This is a genomic window from Pseudomonas sp. GL_090 (assembly GCF_057837765.1).
In genome coordinates this window covers 1,803,769-1,827,321 of the sequence record NZ_CM174452.1, presented here as the reverse complement: position 1 = coordinate 1,827,321, position 23,553 = coordinate 1,803,769, and the positions used below count along the sequence as shown (strand labels likewise).

The following is a 23,553-nucleotide window of genomic DNA, read 5'->3' as shown; positions in this document are numbered from 1 at the left end:
AGATAATACCGCTAGGTCGATTGAGTTCTAGCGGCATCTTGCGCACTGTTTCATCGGTGGTGTCGCTCTACCCTAGTCCGCCGAAATCGACTGAGGGGTAAGCTTACCGTCAGCAATCTACGTCACGAATGTCATGCTCAGTTTCAGCAGACTGCAATCCCTCAACATCAGTTCGAAGTCATCTACCCAAGCGTTTCCGCCGAAGCCGAGCCACCGGTATCGGTGGTCGACAAGACCGTCGACAAGAAAGGTACCCGCGCCGCCGCCGAGGAATACCTGAAGTACCTGTGGTCACCGGAAGGTCAGGAAATCGCTGCTGCCAACTACCTGCGTCCACGTGACCCGGCTGTGTTGGCCAAGTACACCGACCGCTTCCCGAAAGTGGACTGTATGCGATCCATAAACCCCACCTACCGGATGGCCGTGGTATGAAGTCAGGTATCCGACTCGGATGCATGCTCCCCTTGGGTTCCTACCCCAAACAACCGGTCGGCTGTCTGCCGACCTCGCTCCAACCCTTCAGCCGTCAACCAAATCGATTTGTTCTTGTTCACCGGATTACTGATGAAACCCTGTTCATGTAATCGGCTCATGGTCTCGAAGTCGAACCCTTTCCAAGCATTGCCGTTATCAAAACTGAAGGTTGCCAACAGGGCAAGCACGGCTTCTTCAATCAGTTTATCGTCGTATTCCATGATCGTTGCTCCGCTCGTATTCTTTAAGCTCACCGTAAACCCTACCAGCCAGCAAGATGGATAGCGCGTTTAACTACGCGATACCGACGAGCAGTTCCAGGGCAGTAAAGCTTCGTAATCCTCAACCGAAGAAGCCGTCGGCAGGCGCTCAAGTGCGTGGCGCAGCCACGCATAGGGCTCTTGGCCGTTGGCTTTGGCAGTCTCGACCAAGCTATAAAGTTGAGCGCTGGCCGTCGCACCTTTGGGGGTGTCGCTAAACAGCCAGTTCTTTCTTCCGATCACGAAGGGCCTGATGGCGCGTTCGGCAGCGTTGTTGTCGATCGGCAAGTAACCTTCCTCGACGTACCGTTCAAGTTTGTTCCAGTTGCTCGCCAGGTAGCTGATGGCTTTGCCCAGGGCGTTTTGAGCGGTGACCTGGGGTTGGGTCTTTTCCATCCAGCTTTTCAACTGAGCCAGCACCGGCAGGCTGTGCGCGTGACGACCGGTTTTTCGTTCGCCGTCGTTGCCGGCCTGTAGGTCGCGTTCGATGCCATAAAGCTTGTTGATCAGGTTCAGCGCGATGTCGGCACGTCCCGTCTTGCCTTTGGGCTGCACTTTTTGCGCTTCGACGAATTTGCGCCGTGCATGCGCCCAGCAGCCTAAACGCTCCACTCCTTCCTGCGCGCCCAGCGCGTTGTAACCGGCGTAATCATCGGTCATCACGTAGCCGCGATAGCCATCAAGCAGGCGCGTCGGCACCTCCTGAGCCCGGCTGGTGGAGTAGTCGAAAAGGATCACTGGTTTGTCGGGTGGGCCGCCGGTTTGCACCCACATCCAGGACTGGCTGCTGGGCTCCCGATCCTGCTCTTTCAACACCTGCACGCGGGTTTCATCGCAGTGGATGACGCGGCTTTCCAATAACTGGTCGCGCATTAAATTCAGCAGTGGTTGCAAGTGTTCGCCGCACTGGATAACCCAGCGGGCCAAGGTCTGGCGCGGGATATCGATGCCATGGCGGCCCAGCACTTTTTCAAAACGGTGAAGCGGCAAACCGTCCACGTATTTGGTGGTCAGCAGCATCGCCAGCACGCTTGGGCTGGCCATACTTTTTTCAATCAACTGAGCGGGCTTGTCCGCAGTGACCGGAGCCGTTTCACAGGCGCGGCAACCGTAGACCTTACGGACGTGCTTGATCACGCGAATTTGCATCGGCACGATTTCAAGCTGCTCGCTAACTTCCTCGCCGATGGCGTGTTTGCGGCAGCCGCAGGCACAGGTCAGTTCATGTTCGGGCAGTTCGTGGATGACTTCGATGCGGGGGAGATCGGCCGGCAGCGGTTTGCGTTTGCCACGCCGCTGGGTCGGCGCAACAGCCTCTTCTTCTGCCGCTTCATCAATGGGCTCGACGACGCTTTCCGCCTCATTGAACAGGGCCAACTGCGGCGTTGCCGGATCAACCGTTTGCTCGGACTTGCGTCCGAACAGGCGCTGACGCAACAGCGCATTTTCTTCTTCGAGGAAACCGACTCTGGACTGCATCTTCGCAAGCATCTGCTTGAGCAATTCAGGATCATCGGGGAGGTTTTCGGGCATGGAAATCATGCCCTGGATTATACCGAATCAGGCCACGTATCGAGGCGTCAAAACCTGATGAGGACGGTTGCGCCAGAGATCAAAACCATCCAGTAGCCAGTTCAGTTCCTGGACGGTCAGGATGATCGCTTCATCGTTGGCATCGGGCGATGTTTTAAATCGTTCGGATTCGAGGCGCTTGAGCCAAAGGCAGAAGCCGTTGCGTTCCCAATACAAAATCTTCACGCGGTTGCGTGGTTTGTTGAGGAAGACGAAAAGCACAGGGTCGAATACCGCGACTTTGATATCCAGCTCGACAAGTGCGGCCAGGCCATCAATGGATTTTCGAAAGTCGACGGGCTTGGGGTAGAGATAGACTTTTTCGACTTTGGCATCGGGTCGCATCATGGCGGGCTGGCTCCTGAGGGAATCGGGAGCACAGCATCCGGGATCAGCTAAGCGCTTTGAATGTGGGGTTCATGGAGCGTTTACAGTGGACTTCCTGTCCGTCGAGAAGACCTTCGGTGACTGGCGCACCGTGCAGAAGACCCACTTCAATGATGGCGGGGTTTTCGATCAGATCTACAGCGGTCAGTGATCGACTGAAACACTGCAACTTCTGTGGGAGCGAGCTTGCTCCGGGCGGCGATCTGACGATGGCGTCATGGCAGACAACGACGATGTTGACTGTACAAATGTCATCGCGAACAAGCTCGCTCCCACAGTTTTTTCACCTGCCATTTCAGCTCAGGTTGCCGCAGAAAATATTCTGGTTCCCGTCGGCCGGGCTTTCACGCACAACCAACGAATAGCCGCCCGCTCGAAGAGTCTCGTAGGCGACCGGTGCGCTTTTCCAGAAATACTGGTGCGACGCCGCTGAATAAAACCGCGCATTGGGTCCGTCGTTCATGTCATAGGCCGGTTTCGCACCCAGGCTCGCACAGCTTCCCGGATAGATATAAGCCTGCAAACGACCCGGCAAAGCACTGCCCATGCTTTCGCCACTGACCGCGAACCAGAACACCGTTGCATTACCGTCGGACATCATGATGGGCCGGGCGATTTTCCCGGCATTGATGGAAGTAGCGTTCAGGGGAACGTTGGTGACCTGACGATCAGGCACCGTCGAGCACCCGGAGATCGACCCGACCGCTACCACCAACGCCAGCGAAGATACGATTTTCATCGTGACACTCCCGCTTGAAAGGACGCGTTGAAGTGATCCCCCTGTTGATTCTAGTTGTCAGGCAAATGTGGGCATTTCTTCGGATGGTCGGTCAGGCCAGCAAAGACTACATCGGCGGCGTCACGCCATCCTTGCCCGCCGAGATGGATTGAGCGGTGAGCGTGCCGTCAGCGCCCTGGGTCACAAAGGTTACGATCTTCACGCCCACTTTCAACAGGCTGCGATCGGCCGGCATCAGATTGACGATGGGTACGTCTTCGGGCACCAGAATCTTTTGTTGGCCGCCCTTGTAGTTGACGGTCAGCACCCGGCCATTGCTCACCACCAGGTCGCCGACGCTGCCGTTGGTCATGCTGCTGCCCTTGACCAGGTCAAACGGCCGATGACCATCGCCACTGCCGGCCAGTTCCGGCGGGAACACATGAACCTCCAAGGCCTTGAGGCTGCCATCCTCCTGAGGAATGGCCGCGGAGCCGATGTAGCTGCCGGGCTTGATGTCTTCGATGTTGGCCAGGGTCACGGCGCGGACCTTGGTGTCCTTGGTCAGGTTGATCATGACGTTTTCGCCACTGTTGGCATGGACCTTCAGAGCGTCCTGGCTGACACCGGTTATCTCGCCGCGCACCCCGATGCGCGTGCCCGGCGCATTTTCGGCCTGAGCCAGGCCAACGTTGAATACGCTGATCAAGGTGACGACGCAAACCCAGCGAATCAGCTGACGAAACTTCACCTTCATGGGATGGCCCTCCGGTGGTGAGACAGGAAGAGAGAACATAAGCACGCTATCGAACAAGATGTAAGTGAATGTATCATTCACCTGCATAGTTCTGACGCAAGGCTCTGCGACGGACGACACACGCGTTCGTCAGTCATTCCGCAATGGAATGACTGCTATCACTCCAATCCCACTTCCGCCGTTTCAGTCAGCCCATTAGCCTGCGCGCATTCCTTTCCGTACAGCGAGACCCGTTATGAACCCAGCGACCCAGGTGCCCCACGGCACTGCGACAATGACCCCAGGGATGGTGCTGCTGTTCGCCTTCTGCTGCGGCGCGATTGTCGCCAACATTTACTACGCGCAACCGATCATCGGCCTGATCGCCCCGGACATCGGCCTGACCAACACCATGGCCAGCCTGATCGTCTCCCTGACCCAGATCGGCTATGCGCTGGGGCTGTTTTTCCTGGTGCCGCTGGGGGATCTGCTGGAGAACCGTCGGTTGATGATCATCACCACGCTGGTGGCGATTGTCAGTCTGCTGGGCGCGGCGTTCACCGATCAGCCGAACGTGTTTTTGCTGATTTCGCTGTTGGTGGGGTTCAGTTCGGTTTCGGTGCAGATCCTGATTCCGTTGGCCGCGCACCTGGCGCCGGAAGAAACCCGTGGCCGTGTGGTGGGCGGGATCATGGGCGGTTTGCTGCTCGGCATTCTGCTGGCCCGGCCGGTGTCCAGCGTGGTAGCCGACCACTTCGGCTGGCGGGCGATGTTCATGATTGCCGCGGTGTTGATGGCGGCCATCAGCATCGTGCTGGCCGTGACCATTCCCAAGCATGAACCTGATCACAGTGCGTCCTATGGCCAATTGCTGGGCTCGCTGTGGACGCTGTTGCGCAACCAACCGGTGCTGCGCCAGCGGGCGTTTTACCAGGGCTGCATGTTTGCCACCTTCAGCCTGTTCTGGACCGCCGTACCACTGGAGCTGGCGCGCAACCATGGCTTGTCGCAAAGCGAGATCGCGATTTTCGCGCTGGTCGGCGCCATCGGCGCCATCGGCGCCATTGCCGCCCCGATCGCCGGGCGCCTGGCCGATGCCGGTCACACCCGCATCGCCTCGTTGCTGGCCCTGCTGTTCGCCAGCCTGAGTTTTATGCCGGCGTTTATCCATCCGGCCTACAGCGTCATCGGCCTGGCGGTGACCGGCGTGGTGCTCGACTTCTGCGTGCAGATGAACATGGTCCTGGGCCAGCGTGCGGTCTACGCCCTCGACGGCAAAAGCCGCAGCCGCCTGAATGCGCTGTACATGACCAGCATCTTCATCGGCGGCGCCTTCGGCTCTTCGGTGGCCAGCGCGGTGTACGAACACGGCGGCTGGTTGTGGATCGTGATCGTCGGCAGCGCGTTTCCGCTGCTGGCATTGTTGCGGTTCTTGAGTGTTTCGCAGAAGGGTTCGTTGGCGACGGCGTAAATCGCTAAAAGCGCGGTATCTGGCCAACGTGCCGATGGGCCGCCTGGGACAACCACAGGAAATCGCCTCCGCAATTACGTTTCTGCTGTCGGAACAGAGCGGGTTCATCACCGGGCAGATGCTGTTTGTCGATGGTGGTGCTTCTGTGGGCAAGGCTGCTTTCTAACTTACCAACACCCATCCACTGAGGGAGCGAGCTTGCTCGCGATAGCGGACTGTCAGCCACATCAATGGTGAAGGTACTGCCGTCATCGCGAGCAAGCTCGCTTGTATGTTTAGACTTGAAGGGGTGGGCGGGGTAAAAACCGTTGAATCAAAATCAACAGATCGCAGGCTGGCACTTGCCGGGCATCACCGGTGCCCGGCAACGTCAGGCGCGGGGAGCTTGCTCGTCAATGCAGGCCAGCAAGCGTTCGACCGTAAGCTCCAGTGGCCCGGAGTTGTCGAGCAGGTGCACGGCAGAATCTTCCGCCAGCAGCTGCTCGTTGAATCGGGCATTGCGTGCCAGGCGCTGATCGATCTCGCTAACCGATTCACGCCCGCGCTTGAGCAGTCGTTGACGCAGCACCGCCTGGTCCACGCTCAGCAACAGCACCAACACATCCGGATAGCGCAGCTGCGTATTCTGCAAATGCCCCCGCGAGCCATTGACCAGTACGTTCTGGCCAGCGGCCAGCCAATCGTCGATTTCCCGTGGGATGCCATAGGACAACCCATTGGCGTGCCAGCTCAGGGCAAACGCGTCCCGGGCTTCCATGTCGGCGAATTGCCGGGCACTGACGCCCAGCGCCGCCTCGCCCACGGCTTCGGCCGAGCGGGTAATGATCCGGCGCACGATACGGCAGCCGTGTTCGGCCAACCGCGTTCGCGCGGCATCCAGCAGGCTGTCCTTGCCCGAACCTGAAGGCCCGATGAGATAGATCAACCTGCCCGCCATCAAAACACCCTCTTCGCTTGTCACCACTTGGACCACCGGTAAACCGTCCGTGCCCGCAGCAGTTCGGCCCGCAGGCCCGTCGCAATCTCGCCACGATCGTCCAGCCCGGCGGCCAGCTCTGCGGCGGCCACGTTACCCGAGTGCGACCGGCCGTGCACGATGTTCGGTGCGCCCATCAACATACTCCTGCCGTGAAAGCACAACTTCAACGCCCACAAAAAAGGCGCCCCCGAAGGTCGCCTTTTTTGCGCTACTGCCCGAATTGCCGCCCCAGGCCACCCGGTACACCGTGGATGTCAGTATCTTCCCACGGCCCGTTCGGACTGATCGACCGGCTCCAGCCGTTATCCCAGCGGTAATAGGTACGCTGGCGATAAAAGGTATTGGGCTGGTCATCCAGCACATACACCCCAAGCTTCGGATCCCAATGGCTATTGCCCCCTGGTGGCGGCGCGAAGCTGGCAGAGGTGCGTGGCAACGGCTTTGAGGGTTTGGCCGGAATGGTCGGCTTGCTCGGTACAGGTGACGTCGATGGCGTGGGGCTCGGCTGCGACGGCGGGAACGGTGCTGGTGCCTGATGTTCCGTTGGTGGCTGGACCGCACAAGCGCTTAACCCCATGACGACGCTGAGCAGGGTGATACGAGCGAATGCGGTCATGATTGCGTTTTCCTGTTATTTGTCCGGACTATCGATGGTCAATGTTTGCGGCGCGGTGGTGCTGCTGGCCAGGGGCTGGCTGCGACCGATCCATTCGCCGGCAGTCGGTTTGCCAGCACGGGAAATGCGCGCAACCAGTTGGACTTCAGGGAAGTTCGACAGTTTCAATTGCGGCATCATTGCGTCGGCATCGCCCAGTTCGACGGTCACCGGCAGGTCGGCCACGGTCATGCGCTTGACCGCCAGCGGGGCCGGAGGACCGGAGATCGCACGGGCGAAAATGAACACGCTGTCGCCAGGCTGGACCTTGGATTTAAGGTCCGAGGCCAGATCGACACTGACCTTGAGCAACGCCGCCTTGGCCGTCGGTGCTTGCGCAACCTTGCCGCCACTGGCCACCAGTTTCTCCGTGGCCCGGGTAATCCCGCCTTGCAGCGCCTCGCGGGACGGGTCTTGCGGCGGCAATTGCGCCAACAGGCGATCCCAGTAATCGATGGCGTCCTGATAACGCTCACTATCAAACGCGGCAATGCCCAGCAGGCCAAGGCTGGTGACTTCTTTCGGATCGGCCTTGAGCGCTTCGTCGGTCAGGGCCTGGACCTTGTCCGACCACTTCTTGCCATCGGCAAAGTACTGGGCCTGGGCCCATTGACCGAGCAACTCGGGCTGACGACCGGCCAGGTTCACCGTGCGTTCGAACATCTTCGCCGCGTCCGCCGGGCGATCCTGAGCCATGTAGGTGCGACCGAGGAAGTACATGCCTTCAGCGGAATCCGGCTGAGCAGCGACCGCGCGCTCCAGGCGCTGGGTCATCTCTTCCATCGACTGGGGGGCTTGGGAGAATTCACGGGTCAGTTCGACCTTGTCGCTGGCACCGAAATGCAGATAAAGGCCCAGGCCCAGCACCGGCACCAGTATGGCCGCCAGCAACGGCAAGGGTTTGCCCAGACGCGATACCCGTGGCGCTTCAGCGCCTTCGGTGTCCGCCAGCAACTCACGGGCGGCTTCGGCGCGACCGGCGTCCATTTGCGCCGCATCGAGCACACCCTCTTCCTGCTGAGTCTGCAACTCAGCCACGCGCTCCTGATAAAGCGCGACGTTCAGGGCGGTACGATCCTCTTCACGCTGGGCGCGACGGCTGCGCAGCACCGGGATCAACAGAAAACTCAGGGCAACCAGAAGCAGCAGACCTGCAGCGAGCCAGAAATCAATCATTCTTGGTTTTATCCAACAGGTGGTCGAGGCGCGAGCGCTCCTCGGCAGACAGCGAGCCCGGGGTGCCGGCGCGTTGCACGCGACGACGGCGGACGATCACCGCGATGATCACGACACCGCCCAGCAGCAGGCCGGCGGGGCCGAACCAGAGCAAGGCGGTCTTGGCGTTCAGCGCAGGCTTGTAGCGGACGAAATCACCATAACGGTCGACCATGAAGTCGATGATCTGCTGGTTGTCCTTGCCTTCGCCGAGCATGCGGAAAATCTCTTTGCGCAGGTCGGCGGCAATCGGTGCGTTGGAGTCGGCGATGTCCTGGTTCTGACACTTGGGGCAACGCAGCTCCTTGGTCAGCTCGCGGAAACGCTCGCGATCTTCTTCCTTGGCGAACTCGTAGGTGTCGATGGCCGCGTGGACCACGCCCGCCAGGCTCAAGCCCAAGGCAACGGCAGCGATCCAGCGCTTCATGGCTTGGCCTCGTCAACCAGCGCCTGGTACTTGCCCGCCAGTTTTTCGCGCCAGACCTGCTCGTCGATCACGCCGACGAACTTGTCGCGGATGATGCCCTTGGCGTCGATGAAGAAGGTTTCCGGTGCGCCGTACACGCCGAGGTTCAGGCCCAGCGAGCCGTCGTCGTCACGAATGTCCAGTGCATAGGGGTTGTGGAAGTCCTTCAGCCACTTCAAGGCATCGGCGTTGACGTCCTTGTAGTTGATGCCATAGATCACCACGCCCTGCTGGGCCAGTTTGTTCAACACCGGGTGCTCGACCCGGCAGGAAATGCACCAGGTGCCCCAGACGTTGACCAACGCCGGTTTGCCCAGAATGTCAGCGCGGGTCAGGGTCTTGTCGCCCTGCACCGACGGCAGGGAAAACTCCGGGAACGGTTTGTTGATCATGGCCGAAGGCAGCTCGGCCGGATCCAGGTACAACCCACGGTAAAGGAATACAGCGACCACCAGAAAAATCGCCAGTGGCAACAACATCAACCAACGCTTCATGCAGTGGCTCCCGACATGCCCAGCGCTTCGCGCACGCGGCTTTTGACCTTGACCCGATAACGCCGATCCAGCGCCGCCAGCAGCCCGCCTGCGCCTGTCAACAGACCGCCGAACCAGATCCAGCGCACGAACGGTTTGACATGCACGCGCACAGCCCAGGCGCCGTTGCCCAGCGGTTCACCGAGGGCGACATAGAGGTCGCGGGTGAAACCGGCATCGATGCCCGCTTCGGTCATCACCGAGTTCTGCACGGTGTACAGGCGTTTTTCCGGGTGCAGCACGCTGATTTCCTTGCCGTTGCGGATCACCCGCACGGTGCCTTTGTCGGAAGTGAAGTTCGGGCCTTCGAAGTGTTTGGCGCCTTCGAAGACGAACTGATAGCCGCCCAGGTCCATGGATTCGCCCGGCGCCAGGCGCAGGTCGCGCTCGGCACTGTTCTGGCTCGACAGCACGACACCCAGCGCACACACGGCAATGCCCAGGTGCGCGACCTGCATGCCCCAGTAGCTGCGGGTCAGGGTTGGCAGGCCTTTGATCAGGCCCTTGTGCCGGGTCTTGTCGAAGATGTCACGCACGCCGGCCAGCAATACCCAGGCGGCGAGCATGAAGGTCGCGAGCACGGCCCAGTTGAAATCGCCATAGGCGACGCCGGCCACGACTGCCAGCGCGGCGCTGCCGAGCAGGACCGGGGTCAGCATGCTCACCAGCCATTTCACCGGGGTGTCTTTCCAGCGCACGATCACGCCGACCGCCATCACTACCATCAGCAACGCCATCAACGGAATGAACAGCGCATTGAAGTACGGCGGGCCGACGGACAGCTTGGCGCCGGTCATGGCGTCGAGAATCAGCGGATACAGGGTGCCGAGCAGGATCATCGAAGCCGCCACCACCAGCACCAGGTTGTTGCCCAGCAACAGCGTTTCCCGGGACCAGAGGTTGAAGCCCACCTGGCTCTTGACCACCGGCGCGCGCAGGGCGAACAGGGTCAGCGAACCACCGACCACGAACAGCAGGAAAATCAGGATGAACACCCCGCGCTCCGGATCGGACGCAAAGGCGTGCACCGAGGTCAGCACGCCGGAACGCACGAGGAAAGTGCCCAGCAGACTCAAGGAGAAGGCGGCGATGGCCAGCAACACGGTCCAGCTCTTGAACACGCCACGTTTTTCCGTGACCGCCAACGAGTGAATCAGTGCGGTGCCCACCAGCCATGGCATGAACGAGGCGTTTTCCACCGGGTCCCAGAACCACCAGCCGCCCCAGCCGAGTTCGTAGTAAGCCCACCACGAACCGAGAGTGATACCGATGCCGAGGAACGCCCAGGCCACGATGGTCCACGGACGCGACCAGCGCGCCCACGCGGCATCCAGGCGACCGCCCATCAGCGCGGCGATAGCGAAGGCGAAAGCCACCGAGAAACCGACGTAGCCCATGTACAGCATCGGCGGGTGAACGATCAGGCCGATGTCTTGCAACAGTGGATTGAGGTCGGCACCGTCGGTGGGCGTTTGCGGCAGGATGCGTTTGAACGGGTTGGAGGTCATGATCAGGAACAGCATGAATCCGGTGCTGATCATGCCCATCACCGCCAGCACGCGGGCCAGCATGACCTGCGGCAACTGCCGGGAAAACACCGATACCGCGAAGGTCCAGCCGCCGAGAATCAAGGCCCACAACAGCAGGGAACCTTCGTGGGCACCCCACACGGCGCTGAACTTGTAGTACCACGGCAAGGCGCTGTTGGAGTTGTTGGCCACATAAGCCACGGAGAAGTCATCGACCATGAAGGCGTAGGTCAAGCAACCGAAGGCAAACAGCAAGAACGCGAACTGCCCCCACGCGGCCGGCTGGGCCAGGCTCATCCAGAAGCGGTCACCGCGCCAGGCACCGACCAATGGCACCACGGCCTGAACCAGCGCGAAACACAGCGCCAGGATCATGGCCAGGTGGCCCAGCTCCGGGATAAATATTCCAGATGTCATCGGTTAGCCCTCTTTCACAGGAGTCGGTGCCGACTGGCCGCTGTCTTTCAAGGCCTTGGTCACTTCCGGCGGCATGTACTTTTCATCGTGCTTGGCCAGCACTTCATCGGCCACCACCACGCCATCGGCGTTGAGCTTGCCCAAAGCGACGATGCCCTGCCCTTCGCGGAACAGGTCCGGGAGGATGCCGCGATACGTGATGGTCACGGACTTGTTGAAGTCGGTGACGACAAACTTCACGTCCAGCGAGTCGCCGGAGCGCTGCAAGGAACCGGCCTCGACCATGCCGCCGGCACGGATACGCGTGTCCCGCGGGGCTTCGCCGTTGGCAATCTGGGTCGGTGTGTAAAACAGGTTGATGTTCTGCTGCAGGGCGCTCAGGGCCAGGCCGACGGCAGCGCCGACCCCGACCAGGATCGCGAGAATGATGATAAGACGCTTTTTGCGCAGCGGATTCACTTGCCGTTCTCCCGGCGCAGACGACGCGCCTCTTGTTGCAGATACCGCTTGCGGGCCAGGATCGGCGCCGCCACGTTGAGGGTCAGTACCGCCAGGCAGATGCCATAGGCTGACCAGACATACAGGCCATGATGACCCATGGCGATGAAGTCGCCGAATGAAGCAAAACTCATCGAGCGACCTCCAGGCTGTTTTCCACTTCGGCTTTGACCCAACTGGCCCGGGCTTCGCGCTTGAGCACTTCAAGACGCATGCGCAGCAGCAGCACCGCGCCGAAGAAACAGTAGAAACCCAGCGCCGTCAGCAGCAACGGCAGCCACATCTCGACCGGCATCGCCGGTTTTTCGGTGAGGGTGAAGGTTGCGCCCTGGTGCAGGGTGTTCCACCACTCCACCGAGTATTTGATGATCGGGATATTGATCACGCCGACGATCGCCAGCACCGCACAGGCCTTGGCCGCGCTGTCACGATTGCTGATCGCATTGCCCAATGCAATGAGACCGAAGTACAGGAACAGCAGGATAAGCATGGACGTCAGGCGTGCATCCCAGACCCACCACGAGCCCCAGGTCGGTTTGCCCCAGATCGCCCCGGTGACCAGCGCGACGGTGGTCATCCAGGCACCGATGGGCGCCGCGCATTGCAGGGCGACGTCGGCCAGTTTCATCTTCCATACCAGCCCGACGATGCCGCACACCGCCAGCATCACGTAGATGGACTGCGCCAGCATGGCAGCCGGGACGTGGATATAGATGATGCGGAAGCTGTTGCCCTGCTGGTAGTCCGGCGGCGCGAAGGCCAGGCCCCAGACCACGCCAACGCTGATCAGCAGCAACGCCGCGACGCTCAGCCAGGGCAGCAGTTTGCCGCTGATGCCGTAAAACCATTTGGGCGAGCCGAGCTTGTGAAACCACGTCCAGTTCATACTGTTTCCATCACGGTTGCTCTTTACTGTGAAGAGCCAGGGTCTTTGCTGGTTGTTTTTTAACCAGACCTCATTATTCGCCGACACTGATCTTCAGGCCAGCAGCTATTGCAAAAGGTGTCAGGGTTATCGCCAGGGCGGTCAGGCTGCCAAGCCACAGGAGATAACCGGTCGCCGGCATCCCCTGCAAGGCCGCCTGCAAGGCGCCACTGCCAAGGATCAACACCGGGATGTACAGCGGCAAAATCAGCAGTGCCAGCAACAGGCCGCCGCGCTTCAAGCCCACCGTCAGCGCCGCGCCCACCGCACCGAGCAGGCTCAGTACCGGTGTACCGAGCAGCAACGAAAGCAGCAACACCGGCAGACAGGCGGCAGGCAAACCGAGCATCAGCGCCAGCAAGGGCGCGAGCAAAACCAGTGCCAGGCCGGAAAAAGCCCAGTGTGCCAGCACCTTGGCCAAAACCAGAAGAGCCAGGGGGTGCGGCGAAAGGACCCACTGTTCGAGGGATCCATCCTCGAAATCACTGCGGAAAAGCCCGTCCAGCGAGAGCAGGACCGATAAAAGTGCCGCGACCCAGACCAGCCCCGGAGACAAGGTTTGCAACAATTGAGACTCAGGACCGACCGCCAACGGGAACAGGGAAACGACGATGGCAAAGAACACCAGCGGATTGGCCAGTTCCGCAGGACGGCGGAACAGCAGACGAGCCTCGCGGGCGACCAACAGGCCGAAAACACTCATACGGCCCAGCTCCCCAGATCGATATCGCGATAACCGGCCGGCATCCGGCTCAGCGTATGGTGGGTGGTCAACACCACCATGCCGCCGCGCTCGCAGTGGCCGGCCAGGTGTTCTTCGAGTTGCGCCACGCCCTGCTTGTCGAGGGCGGTAAAGGGTTCATCGAGGATCCACAGCGGCGGGCTGTCCAGATACAGGCGCGCCAAGGCGACGCGGCGCTGTTGACCGGCAGACAGGGTGTGACAAGGCACATCCTCGAATCCACGCAGGCCAACCGCGGCCAGTGCCTGCCAGATCGCCTCGTGGGTCGCCGGATGATGCAAGGCGCACAGCCAGCTCAGGTTCTCTTCCGGCGTCAGCAAATCCTTGATCCCGGCGGCGTGGCCGATCCACAGCAGGTTGCGCGCCAGCTCACCGCGTTGTTCGTTCAGCGGCTGACCGTTGAGCAACACCTGGCCGGCGGTCGGCTGCATCAGCCCCGAGAGCAGGCGCAACAGGCTGGTCTTGCCGCTGCCGTTGGGGCCGCTGATTTGCATCATTTCGCCACTGGCCAGTCTCAAATCGAGATTTTCGAAGAGCAGCCGAAGGTCTCGCTCGCAGGCAAGGGCAACGGTTTGCAGGACAGGACTGGTCAAGGGATCACGGGCCTTATACGGTTCAAGTCGGCTCTGGCGCGGCCGTTAAAGAGACGCAGCATAGATGCAATGACGTCTTGTTCTAGAGAGCTGCGTCAAACAATTGCAAAGTTTTCGCCATTTTTGGATACAACGGCGCGGCATTATACATGCCATGCCTTACTCTAAAGAGTGCATTTTCCTCAGGTTGTGACCGCGTATGACAGGCGAAATGAACATCCTCCCGCTACCGCAAACCCTCCCGGCGACTTCCCGCCCGCAGGTGGTCAGCGGCGAGCTGCTCAAATTGCTGACCCCGGTGGAGGGGCTGATCAGCGTCGGTCAAACCGCCCAGGCCGAAGTGTTGTCGCTCAAGCAGGCGGACCAGACTTTCCAGATGCTACTCAAGGTCACCCTCGACAGCGGCCGCCAGACCACAGTCCAGACCACCAGCAATCAGCCGCTGGCCCAGGGCACCACGCTGGTCGTCACCCAGCCCTCGGCCGGCAACCTGGCCGTGACGGTGCAACAAGCCATTGCCTCCAGCATCGCCACCCTCACCCGCCTCGACACCGCGCAACTGCCCGTCGGCACTCTGCTGCAGGGCAAAGTGCTGACCTCGCAAGTGCTGCCCCAGGTGCCCGGCCAGCCCATGGTGTTTCGCTCGATGGTGGGCCTGCTCAACACCGCACTGAGCGGCAGCACCCTGAGCATCGACAGCCCGCAGCCCTTGCGCATTGGCACCTTGTTGAGCGCGCAGGTGCAGGACGCCCAGACCGTGAAGTTCGTGCCACTGAGCAGCCGACAGGAACAACTGGAGGTGACCCGGCAACTGGTCGACCAGCAAAGCCGCCAGGGATCGCTGGACGGCTTGCTCAAGCTCCTGCAAAACCTTGCGCCCTCGGACCAGACATCCGTTGAATTGCGCAGCGCCGCTGCCCGGTTGCTCGCCGGCTTGCCGGATGTTCAACAGTTGAGCACCCCCAAGGGCCTGGCCCAGGCCCTGGCCAGCAGTGGTGCGTTCCTCGAAAGCAAACTGCTGACCGGGCAAAACCCGACGCTCGCGCCGGACATCAAAGGCGATCTGCTCAAACTGGTGGCCCAGTTGAGTCAGGGCTTGCCGACCAACACCAGCCTCGGCGCGATCATCGCCGCCAATACCCTGGCCCAAGCCATGCCGAATTTTGTCCGCAATGCCCTGGGCATGCTCGGCCAGGTCAGTGCCAAGCCGTCGCCGACCGGTTTCCCGCTGCCCGAGCGCCAGTTGCAAGGCGCCGACGGTGAAAAAGACCTCGAACACCTGCTGCGCCTGGCCGCCGCCGCGGTTTCACGCCTGCAAAGCCATCAGCTGTCGAGCCTGGAACAAACCGGCGTAACTGCCGACGGACGGCTGATGAGCACCTGGCAACTGGAAATCCCTATGCGCAATATGCAGGACATCGTGCCCTTGCAGGTCAAGTTCCAGCGTGAAGAATCACCCGAAAAAGACCCGCCGAAGGAACGTCGCGAAGAACGCGAACCCAAACAACAGCTGTGGCGTGTGGAACTGGCCTTCGCCATGGAGCCCTTGGGGCCGCTGCAAATTCAGGCACAACTGATCAAGGGCAGCCTGTCCGGCCAGCTCTGGGCCGAACGGCCGTACACCGCCAACCTGATCGAAAGCAACCTCGCCAGGCTACGTGACCGCCTGCTGTCCGCCGGCCTGAACGTCGGCGACCTGGACTGCCACCACGGCACACCACCCCAAGGCCCGCAAACCCGCCTCGAACAACGCTGGGTCGACGAAACCGCATGAAAAACCCCAACGCCCCAAGACAAGCCATCGCCCTCAAATACGACGGCACCCACGCCCCCACCCTCACCGCCAAGGGCGACGAAGCGCTGGCGGAAGAAATCCTGCGCATTGCCCGCGACTGCGAGGTACCGATCTACGAAAACGCCGAACTGGTGAGACTGCTGGCGAGGATGGAGCTGGGGGACAGCATTCCGCAGGAGCTCTATCTGACGATTGCCGAGATCATTGCGTTTGCGTGGAGTTTGAAGGGGAAGTTTCCGGCGGGGATGGGGCCGGATGCGCTGATGGTGGAGAAGGACCTCACCGAAAGCGGGGATGATTACTGAGATTTCAAGGGCGCCATCGCGAGCAGGCTCGCCCACAGGTGATCTGCAGTGATTCTGTGACCGACATGGAACCACTGTAGGAGCGAGCCTGCTCGCGATGCACGTATGAGCGCCGCGTATCTCCAGGAAGCCCGCGTCATCGTTAACGACCATCGCGAGCAGGCTCGCTCCTACAGGTTCTCTAAGCCTGGACCAAGCCGCCGGACTCAGTCAGCCCATGCCGACCATCACGTGCAGTTATTGCAGGAACAGCATTGATTAGAGGTTCCCGGCGGTTTTTGGCAGCGGAAAGCCCGTGGCGGGATCAAGTCCCTTTTCGGCGCTGAGTTTCTCGATCAGCTCTGCTGATGGAACGATGGGTACAGCCGAGTCAAGCTCGTGTTTCCATTGGAAGGTACCGTCCCACTCGGGGAGGGTCGCAGGTGGGAGTGGGACGATGTCATCCAGATCGGGGACTTTTGCGCCGATGTGTTCGTGTCGCATCAGGAAGTCGCTGATTTTATAGTATCGATCGGCGCGCTCGTCATCTTGCTGTAAAGCCAGATAGTTTAGTTCATTGGAAGCAGGCGGTCCTTTGAATGCATTAGCGAGATTATATGCACTCAGATCGTCGCCATTTCGGGTAGCTGTCTGGTAACCTTGCAGAGCCTCTTGATAAAACCCTGAGTCTTGCGAGTAACTTGAGTAGTCCCTTGCTGCCAATCGATTACCTTGCTCCATCGCACACTTGTACATTGCCAATACGATATCGGCCGTATTGGGCACGTAGGACAGAACCCTACCTATGTAGTATTGGGCCTCCGGATTCCCCAAGTCGGCTGCACGCCGAAAGTAGGCTCTTGAGGCGGCGACATCCTGTTTTACGCCATAACCCAACTCCAGATAATGCGCCATATCGTAATAAGCCCCGGGAATCCCTTTATTGATATAATACTCGGCCAAATCGATGGTCTCTTTACCTGCGTCAAAAGAGCGGGCTTGTCCGGTTGACAGTAGAAATTGCAGATTGGTCGCGGCCTTGTAATGATCCTGCGCAGCCGCGATACGATAATAGCGGGCGATCTCGTCGTAATCCTTCTGCCCTTTACGCTTTTCCAGGTAAAGGCCATACCGATATAGGACGTCCGCATCATGATTCAATACAGGCAACGAATCACGCTCATATGCGCACTTAAACTCAAGTCTACTGTAGGCAAAGTCTACCGACGCGGCATCAGGCATCTGCTCTTCTTTTTTTGAGCAGGCCGTGATCATCAAGAAGCTGAACAATGCCAGCAGCGGCCTACTCGCCCCCACACGATTATATTCCGGCATAACTTCACTCGATAATTAATGAATCCCCTCATCTATTCACGTCCTCCGAACTCTCCAACTCGCTCCCCCGGCGATAATGGTCAGGTATTCCTGGTGGGTTTTGGCAGCGGCAAGCCCGTGGCGGGATCAAGTCCCTTTTCGGCGCTGAGTTTCTCGATCAGTTCTGCTGATGGAATGATGGGGACAGCCGAGTCACGCTCGCGTTTCCATTGGAAGGTACCGTCCCACTCGGGGAGGGTCGCAGGTGGAAGTGGGACGATGTCATCCAGATCGGGGACTTTTGCTCCGAGGTGTTCGTGTCGCGTCAGGAAGTCGGTGATTCTATTGTATCGGTCGGCGCGCTCGTCATCTTGCTGAACAGCCAGGTAGTACAACCGATCGGAGGCTGGAGGCCCTTCGAAGGCACTCGCCAGATTTCCGGCACTGTTTGCGTCACCATTTCTAGTCGCATGTTGGTAGCCTTCCAAGGACTCTCGATACAAACCTGAGACCTTCGAATAACTTGCATACTCTCTCCCCGCCAATCTGTTGCCTTGCTCCATCGAACATTCGTACATCGCCAGCATGATTTTTGCCGTATTGGGTACATAGGACAGAAGTCTGCCTATGTAATACTGAGCGTCCGGATTCCCCAAATCGGCCGCCCGACGAAAGTACGCCTTGGACGCGGCGACATCCTGCTTGACGCCATAACCCAACTCGAGGTAATGCGCCATATCGTAATAAGCCCCGGGAATGCCTTGAGCAATATAATACTCGGCTAGATCGATGACCTCTTTACTGGCGTCAGGAGAGCGGGCTTGTCCGGTTGACAACAGGAACTGCAGATTGGTCGCGGCCTTGTAGTGATCGTGAGCTGCCGCAATACGATAATAGCGGGCGATCTCATCGTAATCTTTCTGTCCTTTACGCTTTTCCAGGTAAAGGCCATACCGATAGAAAACGTCTGCATCTTGGTTAAGTAAAGGTAACGAATCGCGCTCATATGCGCACTTAAATTCCAATCTACTGTAAGCAAAATTTACCTGCGAGGCACCCACCATACTTTCCTCCACCTTTGAACAGGCCATAGCAAACAAACACACACTAAACGCGAGACATATTTTATTCATAAACTAGTCCCAATTTTTTCTGTCAGGACTTTCTCGCATAAACTCAATCAATGATGCAACTGGAGACGCCGGCTCGCTCGTTACTTCACGTTGAGAGTTATTCGTTCGAGCATTTCTATTTAGGCTAATAATGTCTTGCCACTCTCTATATATCTTAGACATTTCACCCCCGGCAGCCCTCCACTCCGTATGCACCCCAAACAAATGCTCCCTCAACGGCCTTGTCACCGCAGGATCCTCAATACAAATATTCAACTCGCTATCCACCTGCATACTGCGGGTATTGATATTCGCGGAACCCAGCGTGGTGAACACGTCATCGACGATCATCAACTTGCTGTGCACATACACATCCATCCAGTTTTCCGGCGGGGAATCTGGGGCCACCAGGGTACAAATGTGCACTTTCAGGCCGGGAATTTCCGTGGGGGATATGACGGCCTGGTCTTGCTGGGGAAACTCTTTTTCAAGCTGCGCGACCCTGGCGCGTGCGCGCTCCAGCTTGTCTTTCAAGGTTGCGTAGTACCGAGCCGCCGCCTGGTCATGCTCGGTATCGCGTTGATCCTTGAAAATGCGCGCATTGATGGAAGCCAGGCGCTCGGCCAGCCTGGCTTGGGCAAGTTCGGCCTCTAGACCGTCGCGCCGTTCGGCCTTGGCGACACCCGGCATCAGCTCCGGGCGGCCCAACTGCTTCAACATGCGGAAAGTATTGACCGAGCCATCGCCCATGGCCTCGGTGGAGGAGTTGGTCACGACGAACAGATACAGCGGCCCGTCCTTTTCAAGATCACGCCCGCCTTTGAGAAGGTTTTGCACGACGCTCTTGATCTTGTCCGCCAGCGGTGGCCAGCGAAAGTACTGGTTCTCGATGTAGATGAATCGGGTCGTGTTGTTGACGGCCTTCAGGTAGACCTTCTCGATGTCGCGGATGTTTTCCTGGCTTTGGGTCCTGAGTATTTGCGCCATGACGGGAGGGCCATAGTCTGGTCGCACGCGCAGTTGTCCGGCGAGGTGTTTACGCGGGCCGAGCAGGTCGACGCGGGTTTCTTTTTTCCAGGCGGCACAGAAGTTGTCGTTCAAGAACTCAAGCACCGGACAGCTCACTCGGCTGGAAATATCCTGCCGGGGCGTTTCGCCGTTGCGTCCGAACTGCCCGTGATGTCGCACGTGGCTGTGATCATCATTGTCCCAATAGGCATCCAGCGTGTTGTGCCCCATCACGAACCCGACGGCGACCTCCGGTTGCTCGTAGTCCACCAGCACCATTTTCTGGTGGTGGCTCGGCTCGGCAACCATCGCCACCGAACTCATGACTTTGTTGGTCGTGTCGCGATCCTTGTCCAGTGCCTTCCATTTCAGGCGCCAGGCAATTTCCGCACGATCCAGCAAGCCGAAGTCGCGAGTGACGAATTCGATGTTCTTGATCCGCAGAGAGGGATCGTTGCCCCATAGCAACAAGCGAAAGAAACGCTGGCCCAGCTCGATGGGGCCGGTTTCGGCGCCCGTATAGGCCAGGCGGATCTGGCGATACCACATCTTGTCATATTCGACTTGTGCGTCGTTGCGGTTCTGCTTGTACTTGCCGAGCCAGTTGGTGACGTTGTCACCGGGCGTCGGGTTTTCCGAAGTCTGGGCGAGGCGCAAGGTGTCGTACCAACACAGGATTCGGACTTGAACGCCTTCATGGGCTTTCTTGATCAGCAGATCGCCGATGCACAGCGAATTCGCTTTGCCGCGCTTGAAATACATCGAGGGCTGAAACCCCCAACAGATGATTTCCACGCTGCTTTTGGCGGTCTCGATGGCGTCATAAACCGAGCCGAAGGCACGCTCGCCGTTCACCAGCGGCTCGAAGGTGGCGGGTACCGGGCCGTATTCGGTGCACTGCACGAACCATGGCAGGTTGAGCTGGCAGGAGGTGGTCTTGCTCGTGGCGATCGGGACGGTGATCGTGGGTGGGGTCATCTTCAAGCCTCCGACTCTGGCGTGTTCAATTGGGCATAGGCCTGGCGGAACCGGCTGGAGCTGTCTGGCGGCGTATCGCCGGGTCGAGGTTGCTGCTCATGACGGTGGAAACCCTGGTTGGCCCGTTCGGCATTGCCCGGCTCTCCCAGGTAATCGCCGCCCACCGGCACCTCGTAGCTGATGCCGTTGGCCAGTTCGATGTGATAACGGCGGGTGGTGACGTGGTGGTCGACGGCAATCCGGCCACTGCCGTCCATGACACCTTTTGCGACCTGAAGCCCATCGGCAAAGAGTGTGTAAGGCATGCCCTTCCACGACTGGAAACCTGCGGCACTGCTTTGCCCGACCGCCAATGCCAGCGTCTGCCTGACCGAGCCCGTTGGCCACGCAGGGTTTTCGCGGTTGAGTTGTGCCGGGCCCTTGAAGGTCTTTTTCACGCCCCTTACATCAACGGTGCCGGGCGCATGGATGTCGATGTTGCCGTCCTTGATGCGAATGTAGGCGCCACCGCTGGTCAGCAGGATTTCATCCTGAGCGGCAATTTCGACGGAACGCGCGGTCGAGGTGATACGCACGCTGTCCTGGGCGGTGAGCTCGATGGCATCGCTCTGCGCCTGTATTTCGATCTTGCCTTTGGCCGCGAACAGCCTGGCGCCCGCGGCCTTGGCGAACAGGCTGATGCTTTGAGCGACACTGGCGAGCAATGACTGGCCGCCGGCAAGGTTGATGTCCTCTCCGCTCGACAAGGTCAACTGCTTGCCGCTATGTACGTGGGTATTTTGCGGCGTCGCGGTGACGATGTCGGCCGGCGCTGAAGCGATCAGCAGCGGCTTGTGAAAGCCGGTCGTGCGGCCACGGCCACCGCTGCTGATCGCCGCATCGGTGTCGCCGCCATTGCGGGGTTGTCGTTGAGTGCTGGTGAGGTGCTTGTCTTCACTGCCATAGTCCAGCCGGGTATCGATTTCAAGTTGATCGAGGCTGTCGACACTTCCCTGCATCGGCAGGGCATTGTGCTGGCGAGCGGCCTCGGACAATGCCTTGACCCGCTCCTGGGCGTTTGTCAGTTGCGTGCGGGCTTCCTCGACATCGACCTGGCCGCCTTGCGCTTTGGTGCGTGGCCAGGTGCTGAGATACAAACCCTGCTGCGCGCGCAGGGCACCGTAGGCATCGGTGCGCAACTCAAAACCTGTGCCCCGCAGGGCGCCACGCTGATTGCCTTGCTGGTCGATCAGATAACCGAGGTTCAACTGGCTGTGGCCGTGGCTGCTATGGATCTGGGTCCGTACCTGGCCGGTGGAGTCGTCCATCACCCACTGGTTGTAGCCAAGTCCTTTGATCTCCTGGCTCTTGTAACCACTCATCAACCCGCTTGAGTGCCAGGCGGGCTTGTGTCCGCCATAGACCTGCCCCATCACCAGGGGGCGGTCGATGTCGTTGTCGAGAAACGTCACCACGACCTCTTCCCCCGAGCGCGGCACGTTCACGCTGCCCCAACCCTCGCCACTGCTGGCCTGCATCATGCGCAGCCAGCATGAGCCCAGTTCGCCATTCTTGAGCAGACGGTCCCAATGAAAACGGACGCAGATACGGTTGAGCTTGTCGGTAAAGACCTCGCGACCGCTCGGGGCCACGACGACGGCGGTCTGCGGGCCGGGGTTGGCCGGTTTGGCATGGGCAAAAGGGCTGCGATAAGCAATGTCCAGCCGCTGGGTCTCAAAGCGGTTCAGGTAAAAGCCTTCGTTATCCACTTTGTGCATCGACTGGCGTTGCTCGGATTCGAAAAGCGCTTTCAGGCTACCGGGCGGGCTGACGCGCTGCGTGCCGACCGGCAGGTTGCTCTGGACAAAAAACTCGACCGCGATGATCAGGAACTGGCGTTCCTTGGGCGCCTTGAATTCATACAACGGATGTTGGGTCAGTTCGAAACCATGACCCGGTTGCATCTGGCGCACGCCACCTTGCCCATGGATGCGCCTGGCAGCCGATTCGTCCTGTTCAATCTGCACACGGCTCAGCCAGTCGCCCCGATCCGGGTTTTGCCAGGCATATTGCCCACGGTATTGATAACGCTCGAGATCGGGTGGCGCCGAGGATGCAGGCAGCGCCGGGGTTCGGGTGATTTGTGATCGGGCATGACAGAGGTAGTCGCTGCTGCTCGATTGCACCACGCCATTGAGCAATCGGGCCCCGGGGCTCCACTGGGTAATGCTGTCTTGTTGGTCAGCGGCCTGTTGCGCATGAAAACGCAAGGCTGGCGGGTTCAAGGTCGGCAAAAGAATGACACTGTCGGTGAAGACGATGCAGTGGCTGTCAAGCGCATGTTCCACGTACCAGAACAAACCTTCCTGTTCGCACCAGCGCTGCACGAAATGGGCATCGGTCTCGTTGAACTGGGTGACGTAGGACAGCAGCGGATATTCCCGTGACAGTTCGAAGCGGTACGCGCCACGCGCCTGGCTGTAGTGCTGGAAGACCTGGGCGAAGATGTCGGGAAGACTCACCTCCTGCCAGATCCTGCAATCCACACGGTATTCCAGCAGGCTGAACCAGGGAGCGAAGACCAGTTGCCAATCGTCCAGACCGCCGTCACTTCCCAGGTAGCGCACGCTTTCCACCCAGCCATGCCTGGGGCTCAAACTGCCATCGTCCAGCTTGATGCTCAGTTGCACCGCCTCACCAATCAATTGCTCGGAGTCGAACACCGTCGCCTGGTTGATCACGTCTACCGTGTAGCGAGGCACCCGGCCCAGCCTCTCCCGGGCATGGGCTCGCAACGCGAACAGTTCCTGCCCTTGGGGCGTGGTCAGTTGCAACAAGCGTCCGGCCTGGCTCAATGGCTGGACAAACGAAGCCAATGCGGTGTCTGTAATTGAATTCACCATTCAAACTCCC

Annotated in this window: 23 protein-coding genes and 4 pseudogenes; 6 read left to right on the top strand and 21 right to left on the bottom strand. The window is 59.6% G+C overall.

Features of this window, described 5'->3' with window-relative positions:
* Positions 1 to 45: 45 nt before the first annotated feature.
* Positions 46 to 387: pseudogene (locus AC3ITA_RS08110) on the top strand (substrate-binding domain-containing protein); the annotation flags it as partial.
* A gap of 47 nt (positions 388 to 434) precedes the next feature.
* Here the strand turns inward: AC3ITA_RS08110 and AC3ITA_RS08105 are convergent.
* The 3 genes from AC3ITA_RS08105 to tnpB all read right to left on the bottom strand — a co-directional run bounded on the left by AC3ITA_RS08105 (position 435) and on the right by tnpB (position 2,654).
* On the bottom strand, positions 435 to 695 hold the full coding sequence (locus AC3ITA_RS08105) for a DUF6429 family protein (protein WP_258696284.1): 261 nt from the start codon (positions 693 to 695) through the stop codon (positions 435 to 437).
* 69 nt (positions 696 to 764) lie between these two features.
* A complete protein-coding gene (gene tnpC / locus AC3ITA_RS08100) occupies positions 765 to 2,276 on the bottom strand; it encodes an IS66 family transposase (RefSeq protein WP_489278309.1) in 1,512 nt (503 codons plus the stop codon).
* An 18-nt stretch (positions 2,277 to 2,294) separates the two neighbouring features.
* Complete coding sequence (tnpB, locus tag AC3ITA_RS08095) at positions 2,295 to 2,654, bottom strand: IS66 family insertion sequence element accessory protein TnpB (protein ID WP_052966798.1); 360 nt, start codon at positions 2,652 to 2,654, stop codon at positions 2,295 to 2,297.
* A gap of 85 nt (positions 2,655 to 2,739) precedes the next feature.
* On the opposite strand from tnpB, the pseudogene AC3ITA_RS08090 reads away from it, so the two are divergent.
* Positions 2,740 to 2,844: pseudogene (locus AC3ITA_RS08090) on the top strand (sulfate ABC transporter substrate-binding protein); the annotation flags it as partial.
* A gap of 144 nt (positions 2,845 to 2,988) precedes the next feature.
* Here AC3ITA_RS08090 and AC3ITA_RS08085 read toward each other — a convergent pair.
* Complete coding sequence (locus tag AC3ITA_RS08085) at positions 2,989 to 3,432, bottom strand: hypothetical protein (RefSeq protein WP_489279956.1); 444 nt, start codon at positions 3,430 to 3,432, stop codon at positions 2,989 to 2,991.
* 106 nt (positions 3,433 to 3,538) lie between these two features.
* Positions 3,539 to 4,168 (bottom strand): hypothetical protein, encoded by a 630-nt coding sequence (locus tag AC3ITA_RS08080; RefSeq protein ID WP_489279954.1) that lies wholly within the window; start codon positions 4,166 to 4,168, stop codon positions 3,539 to 3,541.
* A 235-nt stretch (positions 4,169 to 4,403) separates the two neighbouring features.
* Between AC3ITA_RS08080 and AC3ITA_RS08075 the strand changes: the two genes are divergently transcribed.
* Both AC3ITA_RS08075 and AC3ITA_RS08070 read left to right on the top strand, forming a co-directional pair.
* Positions 4,404 to 5,618 (top strand): MFS transporter, encoded by a 1,215-nt coding sequence (locus AC3ITA_RS08075; protein ID WP_489279952.1) that lies wholly within the window; start codon positions 4,404 to 4,406, stop codon positions 5,616 to 5,618.
* A gap of 7 nt (positions 5,619 to 5,625) precedes the next feature.
* Positions 5,626 to 5,784: pseudogene (locus AC3ITA_RS08070) on the top strand (SDR family oxidoreductase); the annotation flags it as partial.
* Between the two features lie 204 nt (positions 5,785 to 5,988).
* Here AC3ITA_RS08070 and phnN read toward each other — a convergent pair.
* From phnN to ccmA, 12 genes and pseudogenes are all read right to left on the bottom strand, one after another.
* Positions 5,989 to 6,555, bottom strand: a complete 567-nt coding sequence (gene phnN, locus AC3ITA_RS08065) for a phosphonate metabolism protein/1,5-bisphosphokinase (PRPP-forming) PhnN (protein ID WP_095944040.1) — start codon at positions 6,553 to 6,555, stop codon at positions 5,989 to 5,991.
* 20 nt (positions 6,556 to 6,575) lie between these two features.
* A pseudogene (locus AC3ITA_RS08060) lies at positions 6,576 to 6,746 on the bottom strand (hypothetical protein); the annotation flags it as partial.
* Between the two features lie 59 nt (positions 6,747 to 6,805).
* A complete protein-coding gene (locus AC3ITA_RS08055; protein WP_150673901.1) occupies positions 6,806 to 7,213 on the bottom strand; it encodes a hypothetical protein in 408 nt (135 codons plus the stop codon).
* A gap of 15 nt (positions 7,214 to 7,228) precedes the next feature.
* Entirely contained in the window at positions 7,229 to 8,428 is a 1,200-nt protein-coding gene (gene ccmI / locus AC3ITA_RS08050) for a c-type cytochrome biogenesis protein CcmI (RefSeq protein ID WP_489279949.1), read from the bottom strand.
* Positions 8,421 to 8,894, bottom strand: coding sequence for a cytochrome c-type biogenesis protein (locus AC3ITA_RS08045; protein WP_489279947.1), 474 nt, complete (start codon positions 8,892 to 8,894; stop codon positions 8,421 to 8,423). Before AC3ITA_RS08045 ends, ccmI begins: the two co-directional genes overlap by 8 nt.
* Complete coding sequence (locus AC3ITA_RS08040; protein ID WP_095944045.1) at positions 8,891 to 9,427, bottom strand: DsbE family thiol:disulfide interchange protein; 537 nt, start codon at positions 9,425 to 9,427, stop codon at positions 8,891 to 8,893. The genes AC3ITA_RS08045 and AC3ITA_RS08040 overlap by 4 nt, the downstream gene beginning before the upstream one ends.
* The gene (locus AC3ITA_RS08035; RefSeq protein WP_489279945.1) at positions 9,424 to 11,412 is read right to left on the bottom strand and encodes a heme lyase CcmF/NrfE family subunit; all 1,989 of its coding nucleotides are present in this window, start codon (positions 11,410 to 11,412) and stop codon (positions 9,424 to 9,426) included. The genes AC3ITA_RS08040 and AC3ITA_RS08035 overlap by 4 nt, the downstream gene beginning before the upstream one ends.
* A gap of 3 nt (positions 11,413 to 11,415) precedes the next feature.
* Positions 11,416 to 11,871, bottom strand: a complete 456-nt coding sequence (ccmE, locus tag AC3ITA_RS08030; protein ID WP_489279943.1) for a cytochrome c maturation protein CcmE — start codon at positions 11,869 to 11,871, stop codon at positions 11,416 to 11,418.
* On the bottom strand, positions 11,868 to 12,044 hold the full coding sequence (ccmD, locus tag AC3ITA_RS08025) for a heme exporter protein CcmD (RefSeq protein ID WP_060541438.1): 177 nt from the start codon (positions 12,042 to 12,044) through the stop codon (positions 11,868 to 11,870). The genes ccmE and ccmD overlap by 4 nt, the downstream gene beginning before the upstream one ends.
* Positions 12,041 to 12,796 carry a heme ABC transporter permease gene (locus AC3ITA_RS08020; RefSeq protein ID WP_489279941.1) on the bottom strand — a complete coding sequence of 252 codons (756 nt, stop codon included), beginning with the start codon at positions 12,794 to 12,796 and terminating at the stop codon, positions 12,041 to 12,043. Before AC3ITA_RS08020 ends, ccmD begins: the two co-directional genes overlap by 4 nt.
* A gap of 73 nt (positions 12,797 to 12,869) precedes the next feature.
* Entirely contained in the window at positions 12,870 to 13,538 is a 669-nt protein-coding gene (gene ccmB, locus AC3ITA_RS08015) for a heme exporter protein CcmB (RefSeq protein WP_007980754.1), read from the bottom strand.
* On the bottom strand, positions 13,535 to 14,170 hold the full coding sequence (gene ccmA / locus AC3ITA_RS08010; protein WP_095944048.1) for a cytochrome c biogenesis heme-transporting ATPase CcmA: 636 nt from the start codon (positions 14,168 to 14,170) through the stop codon (positions 13,535 to 13,537). Before ccmA ends, ccmB begins: the two co-directional genes overlap by 4 nt.
* A gap of 199 nt (positions 14,171 to 14,369) precedes the next feature.
* Here ccmA and fliK point away from each other — a divergent pair, with 199 nt between their 5' ends.
* Positions 14,370 to 15,944: a flagellar hook-length control protein FliK gene (fliK, locus tag AC3ITA_RS08005; protein ID WP_414929306.1), complete on the top strand. Its 1,575-nt coding sequence runs from the start codon at positions 14,370 to 14,372 to the stop codon at positions 15,942 to 15,944.
* Entirely contained in the window at positions 15,941 to 16,270 is a 330-nt protein-coding gene (locus AC3ITA_RS08000; RefSeq protein WP_489279939.1) for an EscU/YscU/HrcU family type III secretion system export apparatus switch protein, read from the top strand. The genes fliK and AC3ITA_RS08000 overlap by 4 nt, the downstream gene beginning before the upstream one ends.
* Before the next feature lie 258 nt (positions 16,271 to 16,528).
* Here AC3ITA_RS08000 and AC3ITA_RS07995 read toward each other — a convergent pair whose 3' ends face one another.
* From AC3ITA_RS07995 to AC3ITA_RS07980, 4 genes are all read right to left on the bottom strand, one after another.
* Positions 16,529 to 17,524, bottom strand: coding sequence for an SEL1-like repeat protein (locus AC3ITA_RS07995; RefSeq protein WP_489280759.1), 996 nt, complete (start codon positions 17,522 to 17,524; stop codon positions 16,529 to 16,531).
* Positions 17,525 to 17,664: 140 nt separating this feature from the next.
* The gene (locus tag AC3ITA_RS07990) at positions 17,665 to 18,696 is read right to left on the bottom strand and encodes an SEL1-like repeat protein (RefSeq protein WP_414929304.1); all 1,032 of its coding nucleotides are present in this window, start codon (positions 18,694 to 18,696) and stop codon (positions 17,665 to 17,667) included.
* 3 nt (positions 18,697 to 18,699) lie between these two features.
* Positions 18,700 to 20,661, bottom strand: a complete 1,962-nt coding sequence (locus AC3ITA_RS07985) for a phospholipase D-like domain-containing protein (protein ID WP_489279938.1) — start codon at positions 20,659 to 20,661, stop codon at positions 18,700 to 18,702.
* Between the two features lie 2 nt (positions 20,662 to 20,663).
* Positions 20,664 to 23,543 (bottom strand): type VI secretion system Vgr family protein, encoded by a 2,880-nt coding sequence (locus AC3ITA_RS07980; RefSeq protein WP_489279937.1) that lies wholly within the window; start codon positions 23,541 to 23,543, stop codon positions 20,664 to 20,666.
* Between the last annotated feature and the right edge of the window lie 10 nt (positions 23,544 to 23,553).

Excerpts from the sequence above, each read along its gene's own strand:
- AC3ITA_RS08105 (WP_258696284.1), bottom strand. The coding sequence starts at position 695 with ATGGAATACGACGATAAACTGATTGAAGAAGCCGTGCTTGCCCTGTTG.
- tnpC (WP_489278309.1), bottom strand. The coding sequence starts at position 2,276 with ATGATTTCCATGCCCGAAAACCTCCCCGATGATCCTGAATTGCTCAAG.
- tnpB (WP_052966798.1), bottom strand. The coding sequence starts at position 2,654 with ATGATGCGACCCGATGCCAAAGTCGAAAAAGTCTATCTCTACCCCAAG.
- AC3ITA_RS08085 (WP_489279956.1), bottom strand. The coding sequence starts at position 3,432 with ATGAAAATCGTATCTTCGCTGGCGTTGGTGGTAGCGGTCGGGTCGATC.
- AC3ITA_RS08080 (WP_489279954.1), bottom strand. The coding sequence starts at position 4,168 with ATGAAGGTGAAGTTTCGTCAGCTGATTCGCTGGGTTTGCGTCGTCACC.
- AC3ITA_RS08075 (WP_489279952.1), top strand. The coding sequence starts at position 4,404 with ATGAACCCAGCGACCCAGGTGCCCCACGGCACTGCGACAATGACCCCA.
- phnN (WP_095944040.1), bottom strand. The coding sequence starts at position 6,555 with ATGGCGGGCAGGTTGATCTATCTCATCGGGCCTTCAGGTTCGGGCAAG.
- AC3ITA_RS08055 (WP_150673901.1), bottom strand. The coding sequence starts at position 7,213 with ATGACCGCATTCGCTCGTATCACCCTGCTCAGCGTCGTCATGGGGTTA.
- ccmI (WP_489279949.1), bottom strand. The coding sequence starts at position 8,428 with ATGATTGATTTCTGGCTCGCTGCAGGTCTGCTGCTTCTGGTTGCCCTG.
- AC3ITA_RS08045 (WP_489279947.1), bottom strand. The coding sequence starts at position 8,894 with ATGAAGCGCTGGATCGCTGCCGTTGCCTTGGGCTTGAGCCTGGCGGGC.
- AC3ITA_RS08040 (WP_095944045.1), bottom strand. The coding sequence starts at position 9,427 with ATGAAGCGTTGGTTGATGTTGTTGCCACTGGCGATTTTTCTGGTGGTC.
- AC3ITA_RS08035 (WP_489279945.1), bottom strand. The coding sequence starts at position 11,412 with ATGACATCTGGAATATTTATCCCGGAGCTGGGCCACCTGGCCATGATC.
- ccmD (WP_060541438.1), bottom strand. The coding sequence starts at position 12,044 with ATGAGTTTTGCTTCATTCGGCGACTTCATCGCCATGGGTCATCATGGC.
- AC3ITA_RS08020 (WP_489279941.1), bottom strand. The coding sequence starts at position 12,796 with ATGAACTGGACGTGGTTTCACAAGCTCGGCTCGCCCAAATGGTTTTAC.
- ccmB (WP_007980754.1), bottom strand. The coding sequence starts at position 13,538 with ATGAGTGTTTTCGGCCTGTTGGTCGCCCGCGAGGCTCGTCTGCTGTTC.
- fliK (WP_414929306.1), top strand. The coding sequence starts at position 14,370 with ATGACAGGCGAAATGAACATCCTCCCGCTACCGCAAACCCTCCCGGCG.
- AC3ITA_RS08000 (WP_489279939.1), top strand. The coding sequence starts at position 15,941 with ATGAAAAACCCCAACGCCCCAAGACAAGCCATCGCCCTCAAATACGAC.
- AC3ITA_RS07995 (WP_489280759.1), bottom strand. The coding sequence starts at position 17,524 with ATGATCACGGCCTGCTCAAAAAAAGAAGAGCAGATGCCTGATGCCGCG.
- AC3ITA_RS07990 (WP_414929304.1), bottom strand. The coding sequence starts at position 18,696 with ATGAATAAAATATGTCTCGCGTTTAGTGTGTGTTTGTTTGCTATGGCC.
- AC3ITA_RS07985 (WP_489279938.1), bottom strand. The coding sequence starts at position 20,661 with ATGACCCCACCCACGATCACCGTCCCGATCGCCACGAGCAAGACCACC.
- AC3ITA_RS07980 (WP_489279937.1), bottom strand. The coding sequence starts at position 23,543 with ATGGTGAATTCAATTACAGACACCGCATTGGCTTCGTTTGTCCAGCCA.